7 protein-coding genes are annotated in these 5,041 nt (G+C 66.1%); all 7 read left to right on the forward strand.

Going from position 1 to position 5,041, the window contains the following annotated elements:
- The coding region (locus VGL40_03675) for a hypothetical protein (protein ID HEY3314370.1) at positions 1-850 on the forward strand (850 nt) is incomplete at its 5' end.
- Positions 851-866: 16 nt separating this feature from the next.
- On the forward strand, positions 867-2,003 hold the full coding sequence (locus VGL40_03680; protein HEY3314371.1) for a DUF5309 family protein: 1,137 nt from the start codon (positions 867-869) through the stop codon (positions 2,001-2,003).
- Between the two features lie 78 nt (positions 2,004-2,081).
- Positions 2,082-2,420: a hypothetical protein gene (locus VGL40_03685; GenBank protein HEY3314372.1), complete on the forward strand. Its 339-nt coding sequence runs from the start codon at positions 2,082-2,084 to the stop codon at positions 2,418-2,420.
- Between the two features lie 36 nt (positions 2,421-2,456).
- Positions 2,457-2,762 carry a hypothetical protein gene (locus tag VGL40_03690; protein ID HEY3314373.1) on the forward strand — a complete coding sequence of 102 codons (306 nt, stop codon included), beginning with the start codon at positions 2,457-2,459 and terminating at the stop codon, positions 2,760-2,762.
- Positions 2,749-3,051, forward strand: coding sequence for a hypothetical protein (locus VGL40_03695; GenBank protein ID HEY3314374.1), 303 nt, complete (start codon positions 2,749-2,751; stop codon positions 3,049-3,051). Before VGL40_03690 ends, VGL40_03695 begins: the two co-directional genes overlap by 14 nt.
- 28 nt (positions 3,052-3,079) lie before the next feature.
- Positions 3,080-3,748 (forward strand): hypothetical protein, encoded by a 669-nt coding sequence (locus VGL40_03700; GenBank protein HEY3314375.1) that lies wholly within the window; start codon positions 3,080-3,082, stop codon positions 3,746-3,748.
- Positions 3,738-5,041, forward strand: a 1,304-nt coding sequence (locus tag VGL40_03705) for a hypothetical protein (GenBank protein HEY3314376.1), incomplete at its 3' end; no start/stop codon positions are given. The genes VGL40_03700 and VGL40_03705, both read left to right, overlap by 11 nt.

Genomic DNA, 5,041 nt, shown 5'->3' on the forward strand with positions numbered 1-5,041 from the left:
CCCCACTGGGGTCGGAGAACCGGCCATCAGTTCCGCGAATGGGCCCCAGGGCTCCGGTCAGCCCGGGACAACCCCCGCTCCGACCGACGGCCAGGGTCAGCAGCCCGGCGCCCCCGGCGAGGCCGGACAAGGCGGCCCAGAGCAGCTCATCCTCGGCAAGTTCCGAACCCCGGAAGAGGCCTACAAGGCCTACCAGAACATCGAGCCCCGCTTGACCCAAGTGACCCAGGAGAACGCGCGTCTCAGGGCCATGCTCCTCAGCCCTCACGCCCAGCCGGCCCAACCCGGAGCGCCCGCCCAGCCGAATATGCCGGCGGCGGTCGTCCAGCCTGGCCAGCCAAATCTCCTCGGCCTCACCGACGAGCAACTGGCTGCGGCGTGGGAGCAAAACCCCGGGGCCACTCTGGCCACGGTGATCAAGAACGCCGTCGGCAGCCTCATGGAGAGCCAGGTCAAGCCGCTCATTGACCCTCTCAGGACCGATTTGGGCCGGCAGGCCTGGAACGGCAAGGTCAACGAGATCATGGCCAACTCGCAGATGTTCCCGGGGTTCACCGAGCTGTTCCCCCAGATCGAACAAGTCATCAAGACGAACCCCTACCTGCTGCAATTGCCGGGCGGGCAGGGCCTCGAGAACGCCTACTACATGGCCCGCGGCATGGCCCTTCAAGGAGTGGCCGCCGCGGCCCAGCAAGCCGGAGCCGAGGCCGCCTACGCAGGCATAGCGGCAAAGGGGGCCGCCCAGGTCGAAGGCGGCAGTCCCAGACAACCAACGGTGCAGAAGAGCGCCGACGAGCAGTTCCTCGACAGGGTCTTCCAGACGGGAGCTTCGCCGGTGTTCCGCACCTAGCAAGAGGTGAGATTCCATGCCAGGTCTTGTACTGAGCACCACGCTCGACCGAGAGCGAAGAGACATCGACGTCTCTAGCCGAATCGCCCTTCTCGAGCCCGACGCCACCCCCTTGACCGTCGTGACCATGCGGGCCAGGAAAGAGGCCGCCAGGACCGCCGAGGTCGTCTGGTTCGACGACGCCATGGGGGCACGTTGGACCGCCATCAACAACGTCGCCGGCTACCTCGCTGGCGACACCGCCCTCGTCGTCGATGACGAGACGGTCTTCGAGGTCAACGACGTGATCAAGGTCACGCGGACAAACGAACTGTTGCGCGTGACGGCCGTCACGACCGCCACCCACACCATCACCGTGACCCGGGCCTTCGGCACGACTGCCGCTGCGGCCCTCATCGACAACGACTGGCTGCTGAACATCGGGAATGCCAACAAGGAAGCCTCGACCACCCCCAACCTCCGATCCGGCCAGCCCGTGAAAAAGACGAACTTCTGCCAGATCTTCCGCACCCCCTTCGGCGTCTCTGGGACCCAGGACGCGGAGAAGCTCAAGGTCGGCGAACCGGAGCGTGAGCGCCTCAGCAAGAAGTACGCCGTCCAGCACCGGGTCGACATTGAGAGCGCTCTCCTCTTCGGTGAGCCGAAGGAAACCGTCGGCACGGACGTTATCCGGTCGATGGGTGGCGTGTTCTACTACGTCACCTCGAACGTGTATGACGTCGGCGGACTCCTCACAGACAGGGTCCTTGAGACCAACATCGCCGAGATGGCTTTTGCCAAGGGATCGAAGCGCAAGCTGGCCCTCTGCTCCGCCTTGGTCCTGAGCGCGATCAACCGATTCGCGGTCGGCAGGCTCCAGACCGTCCCGCGCCAAGAGGTTTTCGGCCTGAAGCTCCAGGAGTACGTGACCGCCCACGGCACGCTCCTCCTCGCCAAGTCCGACCTCCTCGTTAACGGCTACGGCGGCCACATGGTTATCCTCGACGTCGTCGAGGCGGACAACATCAAGCTCCGGCCGCTCCGTGACTCGACCCTGAAGAAGAACGTCCAGGCCCCCGGGTACGACGGCTACACCGACGAGTACTTCTCGGAGGTGTCCAGCGAGATCCGGCTCGAGAAGACCCACACCATCGTCAAGGGCGCCACCGGCTAAGCCTGACGCCCAGGAGACTCAAGCGGGCCCGGTCCACCCGGGCCGGGCCCGCATCCTCTCGCAAGGAGTTGACCAAGCATGTCCCTCCTGACAGTCGACGCCCCCGGCGGCGGACCGGCGATGGTCGAAGGAGTCGGGTCCGATCTTCGGATTCTGACCGGCAAGTTCGACTTCGACAACAGCTACCCCACCGGCGGCGAGGCCATGGATCTCTCGAAGTACTTCAGCCAGGTCCTCGGAGTGACCTTCGAGACCAAGGCCGGGTACATCTTCGAGTACGACTACGCGGCCCGGAAGGTCAAGGCGTACCGGTTCGACTACCCCGGTGTCGCCGCCGGTCCAGCGGTCGAAGTCCCGAACCTGACCGACCTTTCCGCCCTTGTCGGCGTCCGCTTCATCGCCTGGGGGCGCCGATAGGACGCCCCCGACGGCCACAACGGAAGGAGGCAGACCATGCCTAAGTTCACCAAGCTGCCCAAGGACCCCGAGAAGCCTGCCAAGACGGTCTTCGCGAGTCGGCACGCGAACCTCGTGCTCGGCGGCGGCCCCCAGATCGTCGCGTTTCAGGCGGGCCGGTTCGAGACTGACGATCCCGCCGTCGTCGAGTGGCTGAAGAACCACCGCGGCTGCGGCACGGATTTCACCACGGACGAGAAGCCCCCGGTCATCGCGCCGGCAGCCCCAACGACCGAGCCGGACGATGGGAAGGACCCGGCCGATTCGGACGACCAGGAGGGCAAGGACAATGCCGGGGTTTAGCATCCTCCCCGCCGGCAACATCCAGACCGGCCAGGTGACCGGCAACGCCGGGGTGAAGGTGGCCCTCTCGTCCTACATGGTCAAAACCCGGTGCGTCACCGTCCGGGCCCTGTCGACCAACACACAGCCCGTCGTTGTCGGCCGGGCCGACGTGGCGGTCGGGACCGGCTACAAGATGGCCCCGACAGACCCGCCGGTCCGCATCCTCATCGACGACCTCGCGAAACTCAACATCATCCCTGCCGTCAACGGCGAAGGAGTCTCGTACCTCGCCGAACTTGACGTCTAAATCCCTGACCCGAGGCAGGTGACTCGCAGTGGCCACGACCGCCGACCTCATAACCCGTTTCCGCGTCCTCATGGGCGAGCCAACCATGCCCGTGGACGGCGTCTCCGACCAGCACATCTACCCCTGGTTCAACGAGGTCCTGGCCGACTGTCGGCGGGAGTGCCTCCTCGATGCGGCCCCGGTGGCCGAGCCCATCTCCGTCGTCACCGGGGAGGTCACCCTGCCGGTGGATTTCCAGGCTCCGCGCCACCTGGTGGTTGCGGCCAAGCGGCTCTCGAAGGGCTCCATCGAGTCCATCCTCGCCCAGGGCGCCGACCCGGCTGGCAAGGGGACACCGTCCTGTTACTACGTGCTGGCCGGGAAGGTCTACGCCTGGCCCATCCCGGAGGCGGCCATCGACTGCACCCTGTACTACTGGCGCAAGCCGACCCCGTTCTCGTGGGTCACTGGGGCCGTCGCCCCCGTCACCCCTGACGTGCCCGAGGAGGCCTCCGAGGCCCTCCTGTACGCCGCCCTAGCCCGCTACCGCCTGACCCAGGCCGAGGGCGACGCCGGCGCCGTCAAGGACGCCGACGACGCCTATAACCTCAAGAAGGCCGCCTTCGTCCGCTTCTTCCGGGAGCAGCGGCGGAGCACGGTCACCGTCATGCAGTCATGGGTCCAAAACGAGAGGCTGAGGCGAGAGTATGGCCGTTAGATCACTCCGCCCCCAGCGGGTACGGCGGGCCTTCCGGGACTTCTCGGCGGGCCTCAACACGGCGGTCGATCCCGTCCTCCTGAACGACAACGAGTCCTCGGAGTGCCAGTCGGTCCGCCTGGACCAGAAGGGCACGGTCGAGAAAATGCCCGGTATGACGGCCCAGAACGTAAGCCTCGGGCCCGGGCCCATCCTCGGCAAGCACTCCTTCTATCGCGCGGACGGCTACAAGTGCCTGCTCTACAAGCACGGGACGACGCTCTACAAGTACGACGCCGCTGGCGGGTGGAACCAGGTCGTCAAGGCGGGGCTCGGCGCCGGGGTCAGGATGCGGTTTTGCACCTACCGCGACAAGGTCTTCTGCGCCGAGTTGAACTTCCACCCTTTCACCTACACCGGGGCCGTCCTGGCCGACGTCGGCGGGACCCCCCCGCACAGTCCGCTCGTCCTGGACCACAAGAACCACGTCTTCATGGTCAACCCGGCGAATCCCAACGAACTGATCTTCTCGGAGCTCGACAACCCCGACTCCTGGCCGGTCCTGAATTCCCTCACGGTCCGGGGGAATGACGGCGACCGGATCACCGGCTACGTCTCCGAAAAGAGCCGCTTCCTCGCGTTCAAGGAGCGGACCAAGTGGCAAGTCCTCGGCGACTCGGTCTCGAACTTTGCCCTCGACGGTCCCCGCGGCCACACCGGCGCGGTCAGCCAGGAGGTCATCGCCGTCACCGACGACCTGGTCTACTACGTGTCGCGCGAGGGGCCGGCGGCCTGGGACCTGGCCCGGTCGGTGGAGATCGGGGTGAAGATCCCGGTCGAGCTGAAGCGGATCAACCAGGCGGCCATCGTCCAGGCCTCGGCCCACGTCTTCGACGGCAAGTACTACCTCTCGGTCCCGGTGGACGGGGCCACGTCGAACAACCTCTGCCTGATCTACGACACCCTCCGCATGGCCTGGGTCCCCCGGACGGGCTGGAGCTTCTCGACGATCCTCTCCTGGGCGCCCGCCGGCATCGACCTCCTCTACACGGGAGACTCGACGGCCGGCCTGATCTACGAACACAGCCCGACGGTCTGGAACGACAACGCGGTGGCCATCGACGGCCGGTGGGCCTCGAAGGCCTGGGACTTCGGGTTCGAGGAGCGGAAGACCCTCAAGTCCATCTACCTCTACCTAAAGCTCCAGGTGGACGCGACCAACGTCATCGTGGACGTGGACATCGACTACTCGGGTTGGCGGACCATCGCCACCCTCAACCTGACCAAGATCGTGAGCGTCTGGGACATCGCCCT

Source organism: Bacillota bacterium (assembly GCA_036504675.1).
Lineage (GTDB): Bacteria > Bacillota > Sulfobacillia > JAJYWN01 > JAJZPE01 > DASXUT01.

Coding starts and splice junctions, on each gene's coding strand:
- VGL40_03680 (HEY3314371.1), top strand. CDS start 867: ATGCCAGGTCTTGTACTGAGCACCACGCTCGACCGAGAGCGAAGAGAC.
- VGL40_03685 (HEY3314372.1), top strand. CDS start 2,082: ATGTCCCTCCTGACAGTCGACGCCCCCGGCGGCGGACCGGCGATGGTC.
- VGL40_03690 (HEY3314373.1), top strand. CDS start 2,457: ATGCCTAAGTTCACCAAGCTGCCCAAGGACCCCGAGAAGCCTGCCAAG.
- VGL40_03695 (HEY3314374.1), top strand. CDS start 2,749: ATGCCGGGGTTTAGCATCCTCCCCGCCGGCAACATCCAGACCGGCCAG.